This window comes from Roseburia sp. AM59-24XD (assembly GCF_003478445.1).
GTDB lineage: Bacteria > Bacillota > Clostridia > Lachnospirales > Lachnospiraceae > Jutongia.
Genome location: NZ_QUET01000025.1, coordinates 14,789 through 32,268, shown reverse-complemented (window position 1 = coordinate 32,268; position 17,480 = coordinate 14,789). Strand labels below are relative to the sequence as shown.

Genomic DNA, 17,480 nt, shown 5'->3' with positions numbered 1-17,480 from the left:
TCAATGACCACCTTCCATCGCTTTATTCCTTAAAGCTCTTTTTTGCTTCCATGCTTCCATGTTTCTGCGAAATACCGGGCTCTGGATCACAACAATGATGATGACAACGATTGCCTTGTAAACCGGAAGCTGATCCGCAGAAACTGCCATTGCGTAAAGCGTGGTTGTCAGCGCCTGGATCGTATAAGCTCCGATGACAGATCCCATGATGCTGAATTTACCACCACTTAAAACATTGCCTCCAAGTGCAACTGCAAGGATCGCGTCCATCTCCAGATTCAATCCGATATTATTGGCGTCAGCGGAATAGATCCGGCTGGAAGCAACAATTCCTGCCACACCTGCAAGTACACCACAGATGACATAAGTCAGGAATTTGATCATCGTGGAGTTCAGACCAACCAGCCGTGATGCGGAACCGTTGATTCCAACACTCTCAATGTAAAGACCAAGCGCTGTCTTTTTCAATATAATATTGATCAGTATGATTGCTGCAATGGCGAAAAAGATCGGTGTCGGTATCGGACATTTTCCAATGTAACCGCCCATTACCTTAAAGGAATCGACACGGACATATGTGATCTGTCCCTTTGTAACAAGCTGCGCGATTCCTCTTCCTGCCGTATACAGAATTAACGTTGCAACCATTGGCTGGATTCCCAGATTCGCCACAAGAAATCCATTAAATGCACCGCAGAGACCTGCAACAATGATTGCTGCAATAATGGCTAATGCCATGGAGTTCATCAGCGTATCTGTCGACACCTGTCCTCCGGATAATATCTGGCAGCATACCGAAGCCGCCACCGCCATGACTGCTCCAACACTGATATCCTGTCCTCCGGATGCCGCCGTAACCAAAGTCATTCCGATCGCTACGATCACAAGCTCTGAGGCACGATTGACAACATCGACCAAATACCCGTACAGGACACCGCCCTTCATGGATATTACAAAGAAATCCGGTGTCTTGATCACATTTACTAAAAGTACAACAAGCAGACAGACAATTGGTAAAAACAAATGATGCTGTGTAACCGCTTTCCAATTAAATTTTTTCTTTTCGTTACTCATTGGACTTTTCACCTCCTGCTATGGTCTCCATGATCTTCTCCTGTGTCAGATCATCGCCCTCTATCTCGCCAACCTTTTTGCCGTCACGAAGAACTGCCATTCTGCTGCAGGTACGAAGCATCTCTTCCACCTCGGAAGAAATAAATGCTATTGACTTACCCTCGTCAGCCAGCCGAAGCACCAGCTTCTGTATCTCCGTCTTCGTTCCAATATCAATACCACGGGTCGGCTCATCCAGGATCAGGAATCTCGGATTGGTCAAAAGCCATCTACCCAGAATAACCTTCTGCTGGTTTCCTCCTGACAGACTCTTGATCGGTGTTTCCATACTTGCCGTTTTAATCTGCAGTAAATTGATAAAGTTTGTTGCCGCATCCTCCATTTCCTTTCGTTTCATCGGATGGAACATGCCGCGTTTTGCCTGAAGCGCAATAATAATATTCTCCCTTACGGAAAGATCTGCCAGGATTCCATCCTTTTTGCGATCCTCCGGAAGATATGCCATTCCTGCTTTCATGGCATCTAACGGTGTATTGATCTTTACCTTTTTGCCAAATACACGGATTTCACCGGAATCCGCCTTGTCTGCACCATAAATGGAACGTACCATCTCGGAACGTCCGGAGCCAAGCAGACCGGTAAGACCAACTACTTCTCCTTTGTTAAAGATCATGTCAAACGGTTTGATCGTTCCATGATGAGAAATTCCCTTTGCTTCGATAACGGATTCTCCTTCTTTGACCGAGCCGATCCTCTCACTCTTAATATCTGCCAGGTCATCAAAATCCTTGCCCATCATTTTGGCAACCAGCTGGACTCTCGGAAGATTTTCCACGTCATACTCACCGACAAGCTCTCCGTTTCGAAGAACCGTGATCTTATCGCAGACCTCATATACCTGTTCCAGGAAATGTGTTACAAATATGATTCCAACACCTTTTGCCTTAAGCTTTTTCATCAGGACAAACAGTTTCTCAACCTCATCCTCATCCAGGGAAGAGGTCGGTTCATCCAGAATCAAAACCTTACATTCCATATCAACTGCCCTTGCAATGGCGATCATCTGTTGAATTGCGATAGAACACTCATCCAGGAGCGTTGTCGGTGTGACCTCAATGTCTAACGACTGCAGCAGTTTTCTGGATCTTGCATTCATTTCGCTCCAGTTGATCATACCAAGCTTTCTTGGTTCTCTTCCGATAAACAGGTTCTCTGCCACGGTAAGATTCGGACAAAGATTGACTTCCTGATATACAGTACTGATCCCGTTGTTCTGTGCGTCCTGCGGCGATCGATTCACCATCGGTCTGCCATCCATTGTGATTTCCCCGGCATCAAAGGGATAAATTCCTGTCAGCACTTTGATCAGTGTTGATTTCCCGGCTCCATTCTCTCCCATCAGAGCATGAATGTCCCCTTTGCACAATTTGAAATCCACATTCGATAAAGCTTTAACCCCAGGGAAAGTTTTTGTAATGCCTTTCATTGTTAATATTTCGTTCTGAGCCATTTCATTCCACCTGCTTTCTGCGGAAAAGGGTACAAAAATAGCGCAATACAGTTTTGGCGGCTTCTATATTGCGCTATTTCTGAAACACTTTTAGCGTTGCTTTTTATGAGATTATTATGAAGATTTTAATAAGCGCGTCCTTTAATCACATCGTCTGTCACTACTGTAACACTATAGTCCTGATCCTCAACCTTAACACTGTCTACATCTTCGACTGCTGCGAAGATTTCCTCATCAACATACTGCTGCTTTTCCGGTGTCTCTCCGGCTTCCAGAGCCTTGATGATCTCCTCTACGCGAGGACCGTGAAGCGGGTTACACTCTGTATCAAGAATGATCTTGCCATCCTTTACATCCGTCAGACCGGTCTTTGTTGAATCGAAGGACATTACAAGGATATCGTCCTTTCCTGTTCCAACTGTCTTTCCGGCTGCAGTGATCGCATCAATTGCTCCAAATGCTTCATTATCATTCTCGCAGTATACTACGTCAATATCGTCCTTATGCTTCTTTAACAGGGATTCCATAACCTCCTGTCCTTTGGACTGTGTAAACTCTCCGGTTTCCTCTGCCAGAAGATTCCAGTTTTTGTTCTCCTTGCAGGCATCCTCAAGCCCCTTCGTACGTCCGATCTGGGCAGAAGCTCCGATGGTTCCCTGAATATCGACAATGTTGATCTGTTCGTCTCCGCGTCCTGTCTTGTCCAGATAAGCTTTCAGCCATGCGGCTGCTTTCTTACCTTCCAGTTCGAAGTTTGAACCAACCCACGCTGTGTAGAGACTTTCGTCAGAAACCTTAACCATACGATCAACGATGATCACCGGGATTCCGGCGTCCTTTGCTTCTTTTAATACGGTGTCCCATCCGGTTTCTGTTACCGGTGCCAATACGATGTAATCAACTTCCTGCTGAATGAAATTTCGGATCGCTTTGATCTGATTTTCCTGTTTCTGCTGTGCATCGTCAAAAATCAGTGTGTAACCGTTTTTCTCACTGAAGGTTTCCTTCATGGATGTTGAGTTTGCGGTACGCCAATCCGACTCAGCTCCTACCTGCGAAAATCCAACTGTGATATTGCCACTCTTGGCATCTGACCCTGTCTGGGCGGCTTTCTTGGAGCCACATGCTGTCATTGCAAATACCATACAGGATACTAATAATGCAGAACATAATATTTTCTTTATTCTCATATCATTTTCCTCCTCTGTTTTTATTGAGTTTGTATGTCATCTACAATTATTATTATAGATATTTTTTGCTCATTTACCATGAAGATACTTATGCAAAAAGTTTACTATTTTATCTGCTTTTTCATTTAGTTTATTTTTTTATTGGAAAAGTTGAAATTTTTCGGAATACGCATACACACAACTGTCCCCTCATTATATTTTGAACTTATGTCAATACCGTACTTTTCCCCATAATAGAGCTTCAGGCGTTCCTCCACGGCGGACATACCAAAGCCTACACCCTCCTTTTTGCGAAGCCCCTCCTGAACCTCTGCCAGCCGTTCCTGTGTCATACCGATGCCATCATCTTTCACCTGCATTACAATATCTTCTCCGTTATCCTCAAAGAAAATCCGGATGCTGCTCTTTCCGCGCTTTTCCTTAACACCGTGATACAATGCATTTTCTACGATCGGCTGCAGCGTCATTTTCGGCAGACGGATATCTGAGAACCCTTCCGGAAGGTCAATGCTGTAATCCAGAATATCACTGTAACGGATCTGCTGGATCTCCAGGTAGCTCCTGGTATGTAACACCTCATCCCCCAGAGAAATAACGTCTTCTCCCTTTGACAGCACGGTCCGGAAAAAAACAGACAGATGCGTCAGCATTTCAATCGCCTCATCATGCATATCTGCTTCGACCATCCAAACGATCGTATCAAGCGTATTGTACAGGAAATGAGGGCTGACCTGCGCCTGCAAGAGTTCCAGCTGGATCATGTGCTGTTTCCGTTCTTCTTCCTGAACATTCTGTAAAAGTGTCTCAATACGCCGTGCCATTTTCTGGACACCCTGATTCAGGTTTTTCACTTCGATCACATTTGTCTCCACGGACTGTATCCGGAAATCTCCATATCCCACTTTACGTACATTCTCACTTAAACTGGCAATCGGATCCGTAATCTCTTTTGCGAGCCGGAAAGACTTCTTAAGAACAAATGCCACCACAAGGACAACAATAATGCCCAGCAAAACACCGACTGTCAGGATCCTCACAAACATATCATCCTCAACCTGCTTCAGATATCCTGCTTCATAATATATGTAATCTCCCATTGCTTTCTGCGCCAGCTCCGTGAGTACATAAATATTATTCGTGAGCTGCGTCTGTCTGGAATCGTACCCTTTCGTTGCCTCTATCGCACGCATTTTCTTTTTCAGATTTTTGCAGTCAAGAAGCACTAACTCTATCGCACGTTTACTTTCCTTACGCACTGTTGTCTGCTCCAGTTCCTCCGCCAGACGAATCGCCCTGTTGACATCCTTCATCGGAAGTGTTTTCTGCTCTGCACTTCCAACGCAGTAGTGATACATTTTCAGATCCATATTTTCCTTAAAATTCAAACTGAAATCACTGCTCAGATTCATATTGTGTGTGATCGTTGAATAATTTCCAATCGAAATAAACATGGATACCACCGGCAGCAAAATACAGAATACCATCGGGATTGCCAGCGTCCATATCAGATATTGTATTTTCTTGTCAAGATTTAACTCTTCATATGTTCTTCGATGCTTCTTCACTAAACCGCCCCCTGATTACGATATTCACTCGGTGTACATCCCTGCGTTTTTTTGAAAAGAAAACTGAAATAGTGCGAATCCTTATAACCGACCTCCAATGCAATCTCTCCGGAACGTTTGTCGGTACAGCGTAAAAGCTCCTTCGCCCGATGCATACGCAGAGAGGTCAGGTATTCGATAAAGGTCTGTCCCATTTTCTGGCTGAACATTGCACTGAAATGATTTGCACTGACATTTGCCACACATGCCACTTTATTTAAGGTAAGATTTTCATCTGCAAAGTTTTCTTCCATATATTGAACTGCATTTTGTAAAACATTTTGATATTTTCCCTTGCTCTTTTCTTCGCGCAGCTGTATCGCCTGCTTTAACGATGCAGAGATACTCCCCTCAATCCGGTCAATATCTAACGGCTGACTCATTCCGGATGCCTCCAGCAGCGAGTTGTCTGCTGCGTCCTTTTCATAGCCCAGCTTCTGCAGAAACGATACAATACAAAAATGAATGTTCAACAATATATATTGCCGGAACATTTTCGACTTCAGTGCGGATTCTCCGACCATCTGAAGATAATTGTCCACGAACTCCTCCACCTCATTCTCCAATGCATTGCACAGGAAATTCTGGAATATCGCCGGATTCACCACATTACTGTCTACGCTGACCAGATCCTTGATCTCACTGTTCTCCGATTCATGCTCGCCCACCGGAACCATATCCGACGACACGACATGGGAATATCCCAAATAACGGTATGCAAATATCTGCATGCCCTTCTTATAACACTCCGGAAGCTGACTCAGGCGTTCCACCGGTTCTGATGCACACACGATCCACTCCAGTCCGCTCTGATCATTTTCAAGAATATCCTGAAGCAGCTTTACACACTGTTTCGTTCTTTCCTGTATATTTTCATGATCTCCCATCAAAAGCACCACATAGCTGAAGGTCTGATTGCGAAACACATAAAGCTCCTTTTCTTTTTGCAGTGCATCATCAATCTGCTTCTGAAGATCTGCCACTCTCTGCGAATACCTCTGATCAACCGTATCTGTGTCTTTGCTCTCTGACAACGAGAAAAACACCATATTGTAACTTTCTGCCATAATATCAAACGAAAGCTTTTCTGCCTTCTCGTAAATCTCCTGCAGATCCACATGCTTCGTTACAAGCAATTCAAAGAAATCACGTCTGGAATGATTCTCATATTTCTTAAATTCCTGTTCGAATTTTTCATAGTAATCCTGCTGTTTCCCCTTTTCTTCAAAATCCTGATAAATTTTTTGAAGAACATTGACAAACTCCGCCTTAGCGATCGGCTTCAACAGATAGTCGTCCACCCCGAGAGCAATCGCTTTTTTGGCATATTCAAAGTCATCATACCCACTAACGATCACAATACGAATATCCGGAAATTCCTTTTTCACTATGCCACTTAATGTCAGACCATCCATAAACGGCATTTTAATATCTGTAATCAGCACGTCCGGTTTTGTCTTGCGTATCATAGGAAGCGCAATCTCTCCGTCCTTTGCCTTTCCTACCAGTTCAAAACCATATTCATTCCATGGAATCATCCGTTCCAGCGCTTCCCGTATCACGATCTCGTCCTCGATCAAAAATACTTTGTACATAAATGCTCCCCCTTTCTTACTGATCCCGAGTCCTTTCTTTTTAGTTTTATTGTATCAAATCCATATAAAATTGGCTATCTTTAATCCCCGAAACTATAATGCAAAAGCAAAAAATGGGTGCATTTTCATACACCCATAAAATCTTATTCATTATTCGTTTTTGAAATATCATGTATCGTTCACTTTCCCGATCACTGTCCATAATACGCATTCTCTCCATGCTTGCGGAAGAAATGCTTGTCGCGGATACTGTCCGGTGCCGGCTGTACCTTCGGATTGATCAGCTCGGTCTTGGTCGCCATCTTCGCAACCTCCTCCAGCACGACTGCGTTGTGAACCGCCTCTGCCGCATCCTTACCCCAGGTAAACGGACCGTGGTTCTTGCAGAGGATGCCCGGCGTGTACATCGGATTTAAGCCCGCCAGCTCAAATGTCTCAATGATGACAAGACCGGTATTGGCCTCATATGCCTCGTCAATCTCCTCCGGAGTCAGGCTTCTGGCACAAGGGATCTCTCCATAGAAGTAGTCTGCATGCGTGGTTCCGTACAGCGGAATGGAACGTCCCGCCTGCGCCCATGCGGTTGCCTCCGGCGAGTGTGTGTGCACAATACCACCGATCTCCGGATATCTCAGATAAAGCTCCAGATGTGTCGGAGTGTCGGAGGACGGTTTATATTCGCCCTCGATCTTATTGCCGTTCAGATCCATCACAACCATATCCTCCGGCTTCAGCTTATCGTAGTCAACGCCGCTCGGCTTGATGACAAAATAATTGGTCTTACGGTCAATGCCGCTGACATTGCCCCATGTATATGTAATAAGTCCTCTCTTCGGAAGCTCCATGTTTGCTTCGTATACCTGCTGTTTTATTCCTCTAACATCGCAATTGCCCCTTTCTGCTTCACTTTCATGTTTATACATACACTTTTTATATATACATACACTGCCTTTATATACTCTATATGCTCTCTACGGCAGCCCGCTCGATCGCAAGTCCCTTGTTATAACGTATCAGGAAGTCGTCAAAGCCCTTAACGTCTGCCGGATCCGGCTCCAGTGTTGTTCCCGTCTGACCGGCAAATACCTGATGATCCAGATAATCTGCCAGCGCCTCGTCTGCTCCGTCTACCATGTACTGAGCAAGCACGGCAATGCCCCAGGCACCGCCCTCGCTTGCCGTATCCATCACGGAAACCGGCGTATTCATCGCTGCTGCCATGATCTTCTGACCGGCCCCCGGCACGGTAAAGAAGCCACCATGCCCGTAAATCTTATCAACCGGCACATTCTCCTCCTTGAGCAGAATGTCAAGACCGTTCTTCAATGCACCAAGCGCCGTGAACAGATGCGCGCGCATAAAGTTCGCCAGGCTGAGCTTATCATCTGCATGACGGACAAACAACGGACGTCCCTCATCAAAGCCGGTAATGCTCTCGCCGGAGAAGTAGTTATAAGAAAGAAGTCCGCCGCAGTCCGGCTCGCCCTCTAATGCAACCTTAAACAGCAGATCATATAATTTCCCTTTGTCAACCACCGGCATACCCATTTTCGCTGCAAATTCTCCGAACAGGTTGACCCACGCATTGATATCTGAGGTACAGTTGTTGCAGTGCACCATTGCCACCAGATCGCCTGCCGGTGTTGTCACAAGATCGATCTCCGTATGAAGCTTCTGAAGCTCCTTCTCCATAACGATCATTGCAAAGACTGAGGTTCCCGCAGAAACATTTCCTGTGCGTATCTTCACACTGTTGGTTGCGACCATACCGGTACCTGCATCGCCCTCCGGCGGACAAAGCGGAATGCCCGCTTCCAGTGTACCGGTCGGATCGAGCAGCTTTGCGCCTGCCACGGTAAGCACGCCTGCTTCCTCTCCCGCAGTCAGTGACTTTGGCAGGATCTCACGCAATGTCCACGGGAAATGATATCCCTCGATGAGCTTATCAAACTTCGCAAGCTTCTCCTCGTCATAATCCTTCGTCGCACAATCGATTGGGAACATACCGGACGCATCACCGACGCCAAGTACCTTCTGTCCGGTGAGCTGCCAGTGGATATAACCGGCAAGCGTTGTGAAAAACGTAATGTCCTTCACATGCTCCTCGTTCTTTAAGATTGCCTGATACAGATGTGAAATGCTGTAGCGCTCCGGCACATTGACCTGAAACTCCTCGGTAAGCTTCGCCGCAGCCTCCTCCGTCATGGTATTACGCCATGTCCGGAATGGAACCAACAGCTCATCTTCCTTATTAAATGCCATATAGCCGTGCATCATTGCGCTGATGCCGATGCCCGCCAGCTTCGTAAGCGGTACATCGTACTGTGCACGTACCTTGTCCGCCAGATCCTTATAGCACGCCTGCAGACCGGTATGTATCATCTCCAGACTGTAGGTCCAGATACCGTCCACAAGCTGATTCTCCCAATGATAGGAACCAACTGCCAGCGCCTCGCAGTTCTCGTCGATCAGCACCGCCTTAATACGGGTGGATCCAAACTCAATACCAAGTGCTGCTTTTCCGTTTAAGATACTTTCCTTTGCATTCATCTTACTCACCATGCCTTTCCCAAAATATACAGTTACACCGATATCCCCTGATACGATCTCCTTCGGAATAACATAAACAAGGCGGTCATCCCTCCCGGACACACTGCCTTGTTCCTCCGTTTGTTCTATATTCTCATGATACAACTTGTACACTCGTATTTACAAGTTGTTTTTTCTTAAAATCGTAGAATTGCCAATAACAAGCTCCGGCTCCACCAGAATCTTATCGTCACCCGGCTCCTCACCGCCGATCAGCCGCAGCAAAAGCTCTGCTGCCATCGCGCCAAGACGTTCCTGCGGATGCGCGATCGTTGTCAGCCGCAGCTCCCCCGAATGCGCCATCGGCGAATTGTCGTAGCCACACACCGAGACATCCTCCGGCACCTGCACTCCTGCGTGCTGCAGCGCACGGATCACCTCAAATGCGATCTGGTCATTATAGCATACAACCCCATCCATCAGCACTCCGTCAGCCACCATCTGTCCGAGCTTCTCATACGGGTGCAGTGCACGATCCTCCGTGTAAAACCAGACAACCTTGTCCGGATCGTATGCGATCCCCGCCTCGGCGAGCGCCCTGGCGTAACCCTTGTGGCGGTTCTGCCCCTGCATGTCATCTGCCTTGAAAACACCGGCGATCTGCCGGTGCCCCTGCTCAATCAGGTGCTTCGTAAGCAGAAAGCCACCCGCACAGTCGTCCATCAGCACCTGCGGACTATCCTTCATCTGCTCATAACATCCCTGAATAAATACATACGGAATCTGAAACTGCTTAAGCTGCTCAAACAGCCCGGTATGTCTGCAGTAGATCTGACTCTTGCTCGGCTCAATAATAATGCCGTCAATATCCTTCTGCAAAAGCTCCTGTAGACAACGTATCTCCTGCGTCCGCGAATTTCTCGTATTCTTAAGGATGATACTGTAACCCTCTCTCGTCAGCACATCGTCGATCCCGCGGATCACCTCCGGGAAAATATAATCCGATAAATACGTCGTCACTACAGCAATGTTCCCCGATTCATGCCGGTGGCGCACAAGCTCCGTACAGAAGGTTCCTCTTCCGTGCTCCGCATAAACGTAGCCCTCGTTCTCCAGGATCGCGATCGCTTTGCGCACGGTCTGCCGGCTCACATGATACTGAGCAGCAAGAACATTTTCCGAAGGAAGCTTGTCCCCGGGCTGGATCTGCCCGGACAATACCTTCCCCTTCAGCTCCTCAACGATCTGTACATATTTCAGTTGTTTTCCGGTCTGGTTTTCCATATGTCAGGCGTGCCTCCGATCATATTTCCACGATAAATACAATTGTTTCATTGGAACTTTCGCAGGAAATCTTACCTCCGTGCAGCTCCACGATCTGCTTGGCGATTGCAAGACCAAGCCCTGTTCCGCCGGTTTGGGAATCTCTGGAGCTGTCCAGCCGGAAGAACTGTTCAAACAGATAGCTCAGCTTCTCGGCAGGGATCGTCTGTCCATGATTCTGAACAATCAACCGCATGCCCTTCTCGCCATTCTTCTCCAGATAAACATGGATCATGCTGTCCGGATAACCATAATTGATCGCATTCTTAAGCAGGTTGTCGAAAACTCTCTGCATCTTCTCGATGTCGCAGTACACCATGATCTCCGGCTCTGTCTCCAGCTGATAATCCATCCCCTTCTCCGTCAGAAGAGGCTTAAATTCATACATAAACTGTTCCACCATCATCGACATATTGACCATGTTGCAATTCAGGCTCATATGTGCAAAATTCATACGGGTCAGCTCGAAGAATTCATTGACAAGATCCTCCAGACGTCCCGCTTTATTCCAGGCAATATCAAGATATTTCTGGCGAAGCTCCTGTGAAATCTCCGGCTCATCCTTCAACAATGTCAGATAACCGATCACGGAGGTCAACGGCGTTTTCAGATCATGCGCCATGTAAATGATCATGTCATTCTTGCGCTGCTCGGCATCCTTCGCCTCCTGCTGGCTGTCACGGATCCCTATCATGATCTCATTCAGCTTGCGCTCCACCTCCTGCAGGGAAGCCGGAGCTTTACGCTGTTGATCCGGTTGGAATACAGGTCATCTACAGCCGTAGTGACAAGCTCCAGCATACGTGCCATCTGATAGAAATGAACACAGGTGATCGCCACGCAGCCGATCAGCATCACTCCAAGAAAGACAGCGACCACATTGATATGAAGCCAATGAACAAGAGGGTAAAGTTCGTCCCACGAATACCAGATCTGGCTGTTGCACCACCAATAGGCGATTCCAAGAAGTGCCAGCACTGCCACAATATAGACCAGCATGTGTACCAGATATCCTTTTACAAGCTGCTTTGCAACCTTTTGACGAACGTCACCCTCCATAAATCCTTACATTCCTTTCCCTGTTTCGGATCCTTACCGATCCATCTTATATCCAACGCCCCAGACTGTTTTGATAAACTTCGGTGCGCGTGCATTCTCATGAAGCTTCTCGCGGATCCTTGCGATATGCGCCATGACGGTATTATTGCTGTTGAGATATTTCTCTCCCCAGACCGCCTCAAATAATTCCTCTGCCGAAACCACTTTCCCCAGATGGCGGCAAAGATAAACGAGAATGTCATACTCGATCGGCGGCAGGTCGATCTTCTCGCCGTACAGATAGCAGGTGTGCATGTTCGGCACCAGCTCCAGCCCGCGGATGTTGTAGGACTCCTCCTCTTCCTGTCCGCTCATGGACGGATTATAGGTCTGGGAACGTCTGAGCTGTCCCTTCACTCTCGCAACAACCTCCATCGGATTGAACGGCTTCGTAATATAATCGTCCGCCCCCACGGTCAGTCCCGTGATCTTGTCCACGTCCTCGATCTTCGCCGTCAGCATGATGATCGGAAAATACCAGTTCTCCCGGATCTTGCGGCAAAGCTGAAAGCCGTCGATATCCGGCAGCATTACATCAAGGATCGCCAGTGAGATCTCATTGTCCCGGATGCAGTCGAGCACCCCCTCTGCCCGGTAAAACTTAAACACCTGATAACCCTCATTCGTCAGATACACCTCCAGAAGATCCGCAATCTCCTTCTCATCGTCAAGCACAATAATATTCTGCATATTAATCTTTCATTCCTTTCTCAGAGCCTCGGCTTAAAACCGCCGGCACAAAACAACCGTGCAGATCATCCGTTCTACCGGATTGCGCGCACTTCCCCCCTTGAACATGTCGTTTGTTTCCCTAATTATACCGTGTATTTTCTGAAACCGCCATAACAAAAATCATAAGATTTCATTACTTTTACGTTACAGAAATAATACACGGCTCAATTTTTATAATTACAGATTTTCATTGCGGAGTGCCTCGATGGTATTCTCTTTGCCGACCTTACGCATTGCATAAAGCATTGTGATAAATACAATTGCAAACACACTGAAAGCGGAGATCAGCATTCCCTGCCACGGAAACATAAAGCTTACATCAATGCCATCCACCATTGACTTGTACATCAGAAAACTAAGTGCCAGAGACACCGGAAGCCCGAATATAAGTCCCTTTATACCATACAGAATGCATTCGTAATTCATCATGCGGCGGAAGCCCTTTCCGGTCATGCCCACGGATTTTAGCATCGCAAATTCCTGACGGCGCAGCATAACATTCGTCGATATCGTGTTAAATACATTGGCGATCGCGATCAGAGAGATCAGCACAATAAACCCATAGGAAAAGATATCGAGAATAAGGATCAGCGCCTGATCGGAATCACGGCTTGCCGCAGCATCAACGATCGTACCTGCATCCACGCCGGACAGCTCCTCCTCAAAATATCCCGCAAGATCTGTGCTTGCTTTCTCATGCTGCTTTGCCATAAGAATATATCTTGTATATCCATCCTCCGAGTCAACTACTCCGCGCAGGATCCCATCCTTCACCAGACTGTACGGAAGAACCACGTTGACTGCCTCATCCCACTTGGAAATACTTACACCTGCCGGCGCATTTGCCGTCATTCTTTTACCGATGTGAATCGGATGTGTGATCGTCGCCTTGTCCACCGGGATCATTTTGCTCTCTTCGCTGTCATCGCTGTTATAAATATATTTGTCTCCATCCTGCCAGCTGAAATAATATCCCTTTACTGCCTTTGCCATGGCAAGTGTCGCATCAACATTATCCTTCTTCAGGATCTCCATGGAATAGATTTTCTTTTCATCCTCCAGAACAAAGCGATCCCACACCAGCGCGTTCATCGGATTGGTAGTCATGTACTCGTCCGCATCCATATTTTTCTCCTGCAGATATTCACGGAATACATCATCCTGCAGAAAGGTCAGATTGACCGGAATTCTCACTGTCCCCTTCTTTTCATTGATACGCCCCGGATCACTCTCCTTTACATAGGAAAGATATTTGTCGGACAGACATTCCCGTGAAATCTCCATCTGCTGATTATAGTTTTCCTTCAGGTATCTGACACTGTCGACCGAACCGATCGCCTCCATGCCGGCTGCAATCTCAGATGGTGACTTTCCGTTCGCTGCCTTGTCCGATACAGAGCAGCCGATGTCATAGCTTTCCTGCTGACTGTCCGCAATGGAGGACGATTTCTTTAGATAACCACTGAGCTGGTCGCACTGACGAAAAGCACAATACTGATGAAAAGGGAAAATACCGTGGTACGATATTTCTTACGGTTTCTTTTGAAATTCTTGCTGGCAAGCATTCCCGAAAAGCCAAACAGCTTATATGTCAGCCCGGAGGTTTTAACCTTGCCCGCACGGATCTTAATGTCATCACTCTGGCGGATCGCCTGAATCGCAGGAATGCGCACCGCTTTTGCAGCCGGGATCATCGCTGAGATCAGCACGGTAATAAAGCTGACAATAACCGCAATCGCAATCGCCTGCCATGTCACAACAAGATGGATCCGGAGCGGCGTGTCTTCCGACCAGAGCTTAAGTAACAATCCGGAAATTCCATGAAGCGTAATTCCGATCCCTCCAAGTCCCGCCGCGATTCCCAGAGGAATTCCAACCATACAAAGTACACATGCTTCAAAGACCACACTGTGCCTTATCTGCTTTTTCGTGGCACCAATGGATTTTAAAAGTCCCATCTGCTTGGTACGCTCACTGAGCGAAATTGAAAATGCACTGTAGATCAACGAAATCGCACCGACCATAATGATTGCCATCAAATCGCACCCATCGAATAAAGAATGGCATTAAAACTGTTATTTGTGCTTTTCCCCTCAAAACAGAGCAGATCTTCATGCGTTTTATACACACCGGTCGCAGCATATTTTGTCATAATATCATAACTCTGTTCCGGCGTGTTGAAGGTCAGAAACAGATCATAGTTAACCGCCTTTTGGTCGTCCTTTCTTGTAAATGCCGTATACCCTGCCGATGAATAATCCTCAGACACCGGGCGGTCGCAGATGCCAACCACCGTGTACGTTTTTAAGGACTTTTCTTTTACGTTTTCCCCCGGGCGGTACGGATCGTTTGACGTCAGTACCTCTGACTTTTCTCCCGAAATCGCCTTGCTGTATCTTGTTCCAACCGAAAGCTTTAATGTATCGCCAATCTTATATGTCACGCCGCCATTGTATTCCAGATGCTTGGAGATCACAATCTCCGAAGAATCCTTCGGCATTCTTCCCTCTAACAGCGTGATCGGACTATATTTGGTAAAATCCTTATCAACCGCCTCGATCATCAGATACGGTTTGTCATCATTGGTACAGTCCTTTAATTCTGCATAGCCCAGATTATCCATCTGCGTCCAGTCCTTGACCCGCTTATCTGCCGTAATATTCTGAATACTCTGCAGATCAGTCGCCATCATTCTGCCTTCCCATGCACCCTCTCTGACAACTTCCATATTCAGAAGATATTGCTGAAAGCTTGCGATCGATGATGTCACTGCGGTAAACATTGCCACGGAAAGTGCAATACCGACAACTGTTACGAGTGTACGGATCTTGTTTTTGCGGAGTGTGCGAAGTGTAAACTGATTGAATATATTCATGACCGGATCACCTCATCTCTTGTGATCCTGCCGTCCTCGATCGCAATGATACGATCTGCCTGCAGGGCAATGCTTTCGTCATGCGTGATCATGATCAGCGTCTGGTCGTACGCCTTGTTGGACTCCTTCAAAAGTCCCATGATCTCATGGCTGTTGCGGCTGTCCAGATTACCGGTCGGTTCGTCGGCAAGCACAACTGCCGGTGCATTCATCAATGCTCTTCCAATGGAAACTCTCTGCTGCTGACCACCGGAAAGCTGGTTCGGAAGATGCTTTTCTCTTCCCTCGAGGTGCAGCGTGTGAATCATGTCCTGCAGACGTTTCTCATTGACCTTGCGCCCATCCATCAGGATCGGCAGCGTAATATTTTCACGTACATTTAATACCGGGATCAGATTATAGAACTGATAGATCAGCCCCACCTGACGGCGCCGAAACACCGCCAGCTCCTCCTCATTCTGTGCAAATACGTCCTGACCGCCCATATATACTTTTCCTGATGTTGGTACATCGACAGCACCGAGAATGTGCAACAGGGTTGATTTACCGGAGCCGGACGGTCCGATGATCGCCACAAATTCCCCCTTCTCTACCGAAAAAGATACATCGTCCAATGCGTGAACCGCATTCTCTCCCTCTCCGTATGTCTTTTTCAGATGTTCTACCTTTAATATCTCCATCGTTTCTCATTCCTTTCTGTTCTGCTTTCATTGCAGCGGATGTCACAGATCACTCCGTTGCTATCTGCTTTTGCCCTTTGCATCTTACATCATAAGATGATAATGGAATGAGATGACAGGGCGGTGACTTTATTGTGACAGTTTCGTCACTTTCGTTCTTATACCACTGTTTTATAGAAACGGATCGTAAATATCGCTCCCCGATCCGGCGCATTCTTCACCTGTATCGTACCGTTCTGCTGCACGATGATCTTCTGTGCCAGTGACAGGCCGATTCCCACGCTCTCTGTGCTGTTCTGCTTACCACGGTAAAAGCGCTCAAACAGGTGTGGCAGATCCTCCGGCGCAATCCCCTTGCCCTCGTCCCGGATCACAAGCTCCGTATACAGCGGATTCTCCGTTCCCGTCACATGAATTGCCCCGCCGGGTTCGGAATATTCCATACAGTTTTTCAAAATATTACCGACCGCTTCCACGCTCCAGGACATGTCGCCCGTAAAGGACGTCTCCGGCTCCACCTGACAATCCCAGCGGATATCCCGCAGATCCATGGACACCGCAACAAGCTGATATGCCTGCTCCGTAAGCTCTGCGACCGAAACCGTCTCCTCCTTCATGCCGGATGTTCCGGCGTCCAGCCGCGACATTTTCAGAAGTGCATACACCAGCCAGTCGATCCTGCCAAGCAATGTCACAATATCACGCGCAATCTCACGGCGACGCTCAGTGCTGACTTCATCCTCCTGCAGAAAGCTTGCCAGAAGCTGCAGCGAGGTCAGCGGCGTCTTGAGCTGATGCGAAATATCTGCCAGTGCATCTGCCAGAAAGATCTTGTCCTGCTGAAGATTGCCCGCCTGCTCCCGCATTCGGAGCACCAGCTTGCTTAGCTGCGTGTGAAGCACTGCAAGCTCGCCCTCCTGACAATCCTGCAGTAGCGTTTCTCCGTCATCATGCAGAATACTGTCCATCTTTTCGGACATCTGTGCGATCCGCCGGTAACGTTTCGCCGTAAAACACAAATGCAGAACCAGCGCTGCCGCGCCTGCCGGAAGGACGATTCCTGCGCCCTTACCGCCAAGCTGCCGGAATGCCAGCGCTGCTCCTGCCAGATACACAATTATATAGTAAAGAATCTCCCTCTTGATCTCGGGATTTCGAAATAGCTTCATATATTATCCCCACTTCTGTACTGCTGCCAAACGACCGTGTCCGTTTCTGTCCTGCCGTAATATTTTGTCGCAATTTATCCCATAATACCAGTGTGCCCTTT

16 protein-coding genes are annotated in these 17,480 nt (G+C 47.4%); all 16 read right to left on the bottom strand.

What is annotated here, in order from left to right:
• Positions 1–1,074 carry an ABC transporter permease gene (locus tag DXA20_RS12185; protein ID WP_022307269.1) on the bottom strand — a complete coding sequence of 358 codons (1,074 nt, stop codon included), beginning with the start codon at positions 1,072–1,074 and terminating at the stop codon, positions 1–3.
• Entirely contained in the window at positions 1,067–2,584 is a 1,518-nt protein-coding gene (locus DXA20_RS12180; RefSeq protein WP_022307270.1) for a sugar ABC transporter ATP-binding protein, read from the bottom strand. The genes DXA20_RS12185 and DXA20_RS12180 overlap by 8 nt, the downstream gene beginning before the upstream one ends.
• Before the next feature lie 125 nt (positions 2,585–2,709).
• The gene (locus DXA20_RS12175) at positions 2,710–3,768 is read right to left on the bottom strand and encodes an ABC transporter substrate-binding protein (RefSeq protein ID WP_118561132.1); all 1,059 of its coding nucleotides are present in this window, start codon (positions 3,766–3,768) and stop codon (positions 2,710–2,712) included.
• Between the two features lie 131 nt (positions 3,769–3,899).
• Entirely contained in the window at positions 3,900–5,339 is a 1,440-nt protein-coding gene (locus DXA20_RS12170) for a sensor histidine kinase (RefSeq protein WP_022307272.1), read from the bottom strand.
• Positions 5,339–6,973, bottom strand: coding sequence for a response regulator transcription factor (locus tag DXA20_RS12165; protein WP_118561101.1), 1,635 nt, complete (start codon positions 6,971–6,973; stop codon positions 5,339–5,341). The genes DXA20_RS12170 and DXA20_RS12165 overlap by 1 nt, the downstream gene beginning before the upstream one ends.
• 191 nt (positions 6,974–7,164) lie before the next feature.
• On the bottom strand, positions 7,165–7,896 hold the full coding sequence (locus DXA20_RS12160) for an L-ribulose-5-phosphate 4-epimerase (protein WP_118561099.1): 732 nt from the start codon (positions 7,894–7,896) through the stop codon (positions 7,165–7,167).
• Positions 7,897–7,933: 37 nt separating this feature from the next.
• On the bottom strand, positions 7,934–9,523 hold the full coding sequence (locus DXA20_RS12155) for a xylulokinase (RefSeq protein WP_118561130.1): 1,590 nt from the start codon (positions 9,521–9,523) through the stop codon (positions 7,934–7,936).
• Between the two features lie 159 nt (positions 9,524–9,682).
• Entirely contained in the window at positions 9,683–10,786 is a 1,104-nt protein-coding gene (locus DXA20_RS12150) for a GntR family transcriptional regulator (protein ID WP_118561097.1), read from the bottom strand.
• A gap of 19 nt (positions 10,787–10,805) precedes the next feature.
• Positions 10,806–11,543, bottom strand: a complete 738-nt coding sequence (locus DXA20_RS12145; RefSeq protein WP_199877077.1) for a sensor histidine kinase — start codon at positions 11,541–11,543, stop codon at positions 10,806–10,808.
• A complete protein-coding gene (locus tag DXA20_RS16435; RefSeq protein ID WP_199877076.1) occupies positions 11,528–11,884 on the bottom strand; it encodes a hypothetical protein in 357 nt (118 codons plus the stop codon). Before DXA20_RS16435 ends, DXA20_RS12145 begins: the two co-directional genes overlap by 16 nt.
• 33 nt (positions 11,885–11,917) lie before the next feature.
• Positions 11,918–12,613, bottom strand: coding sequence for a VanR-ABDEGLN family response regulator transcription factor (gene vanR / locus DXA20_RS12140; RefSeq protein WP_022307278.1), 696 nt, complete (start codon positions 12,611–12,613; stop codon positions 11,918–11,920).
• A gap of 219 nt (positions 12,614–12,832) precedes the next feature.
• Complete coding sequence (locus DXA20_RS12135; RefSeq protein WP_118561095.1) at positions 12,833–13,999, bottom strand: ABC transporter permease; 1,167 nt, start codon at positions 13,997–13,999, stop codon at positions 12,833–12,835.
• 107 nt (positions 14,000–14,106) lie between these two features.
• A complete protein-coding gene (locus tag DXA20_RS12130; RefSeq protein ID WP_118561093.1) occupies positions 14,107–14,691 on the bottom strand; it encodes an ABC transporter permease in 585 nt (194 codons plus the stop codon).
• Positions 14,691–15,530: an ABC transporter permease gene (locus DXA20_RS12125; RefSeq protein WP_118561091.1), complete on the bottom strand. Its 840-nt coding sequence runs from the start codon at positions 15,528–15,530 to the stop codon at positions 14,691–14,693. The genes DXA20_RS12130 and DXA20_RS12125 overlap by 1 nt, the downstream gene beginning before the upstream one ends.
• A complete protein-coding gene (locus tag DXA20_RS12120) occupies positions 15,527–16,210 on the bottom strand; it encodes an ABC transporter ATP-binding protein (RefSeq protein ID WP_022307280.1) in 684 nt (227 codons plus the stop codon). The genes DXA20_RS12125 and DXA20_RS12120 overlap by 4 nt, the downstream gene beginning before the upstream one ends.
• A 158-nt stretch (positions 16,211–16,368) precedes the next feature.
• Positions 16,369–17,379 (bottom strand): sensor histidine kinase, encoded by a 1,011-nt coding sequence (locus DXA20_RS12115; RefSeq protein ID WP_118561089.1) that lies wholly within the window; start codon positions 17,377–17,379, stop codon positions 16,369–16,371.
• Between the last annotated feature and the right edge of the window lie 101 nt (positions 17,380–17,480).

What these genes read in the sequence shown, in the direction of transcription:
- DXA20_RS12185 (WP_022307269.1), bottom strand. Translation starts at nt 1,074, where the DNA reads ATGAGTAACGAAAAGAAAAAATTTAATTGGAAAGCGGTTACACAGCAT.
- DXA20_RS12180 (WP_022307270.1), bottom strand. Translation starts at nt 2,584, where the DNA reads ATGGCTCAGAACGAAATATTAACAATGAAAGGCATTACAAAAACTTTC.
- DXA20_RS12165 (WP_118561101.1), bottom strand. Translation starts at nt 6,973, where the DNA reads ATGTACAAAGTATTTTTGATCGAGGACGAGATCGTGATACGGGAAGCG.
- DXA20_RS12160 (WP_118561099.1), bottom strand. Translation starts at nt 7,896, where the DNA reads ATGTATAAACATGAAAGTGAAGCAGAAAGGGGCAATTGCGATGTTAGA.
- DXA20_RS12155 (WP_118561130.1), bottom strand. Translation starts at nt 9,523, where the DNA reads ATGAATGCAAAGGAAAGTATCTTAAACGGAAAAGCAGCACTTGGTATT.
- DXA20_RS12150 (WP_118561097.1), bottom strand. Translation starts at nt 10,786, where the DNA reads ATGGAAAACCAGACCGGAAAACAACTGAAATATGTACAGATCGTTGAG.
- DXA20_RS16435 (WP_199877076.1), bottom strand. Translation starts at nt 11,884, where the DNA reads ATGGAGGGTGACGTTCGTCAAAAGGTTGCAAAGCAGCTTGTAAAAGGA.
- vanR (WP_022307278.1), bottom strand. Translation starts at nt 12,613, where the DNA reads ATGCAGAATATTATTGTGCTTGACGATGAGAAGGAGATTGCGGATCTT.
- DXA20_RS12135 (WP_118561095.1), bottom strand. Translation starts at nt 13,999, where the DNA reads ATGGAGGCGATCGGTTCGGTCGACAGTGTCAGATACCTGAAGGAAAAC.
- DXA20_RS12130 (WP_118561093.1), bottom strand. Translation starts at nt 14,691, where the DNA reads ATGGCAATCATTATGGTCGGTGCGATTTCGTTGATCTACAGTGCATTT.
- DXA20_RS12125 (WP_118561091.1), bottom strand. Translation starts at nt 15,530, where the DNA reads ATGAATATATTCAATCAGTTTACACTTCGCACACTCCGCAAAAACAAG.
- DXA20_RS12120 (WP_022307280.1), bottom strand. Translation starts at nt 16,210, where the DNA reads ATGGAGATATTAAAGGTAGAACATCTGAAAAAGACATACGGAGAGGGA.
- DXA20_RS12115 (WP_118561089.1), bottom strand. Translation starts at nt 17,379, where the DNA reads ATGAAGCTATTTCGAAATCCCGAGATCAAGAGGGAGATTCTTTACTAT.